This window comes from Vibrio sp. 10N.222.46.A1 (assembly GCF_041473595.1).
Taxonomy (GTDB): Bacteria; Pseudomonadota; Gammaproteobacteria; order Enterobacterales; family Vibrionaceae; genus Vibrio; species Vibrio tasmaniensis_A.
The window spans coordinates 1-465 of the sequence record NZ_JBFRSN010001849.1; the positions used below are offsets into that span (position 1 = coordinate 1).

Genomic DNA, 465 nt, shown 5'->3' on the forward strand with positions numbered 1-465 from the left:
CGTTGGCACGCTTCCAACAGCAGACAACCAACACATCCAACTTTGGTCGCTAGGCGCTGAATATGAATTTGGCCAAGCGGTATTGGCGAGCGAAGGTCAAATCAGTGACGTTTCTTCATCCATGTACGCCAGCCTAGGTTACCATTTAGGAGTATTCACACCTTACGTAGTATACGGCGCGCAATTTAACGCCAATGAGCACTTAGAAGGGAATAGCTACTTAGTTGGTGTAGATTACGACTTGATGTCAAATATATCTATCAATGGTGAAATGCAATTCTTCGAAGCTCGTAGGTCAAACGGTGCCTTTATTGACGCCCCTAAAACCGATAAAGATGCATTGCTCTACACCATCATGTTGAGTTTTGTTTTTTAGCTCGAATTCAAATCGATGGTCACTTGCAGCAATTAAGATCCAAAAAAGCCAGTCGAATATTTCGACTGGCTTTTCATAAGCGGCTTATC

At 43.2% G+C, this 465-nt stretch carries 1 pseudogene; it reads left to right on the plus strand.

Features of this window, described 5'->3' with window-relative positions:
- A pseudogene (locus AB4496_RS29605) lies at positions 1–376 on the plus strand (sulfate ABC transporter permease); the annotation flags it as partial.
- Positions 377–465 lie beyond the last annotated feature (89 nt).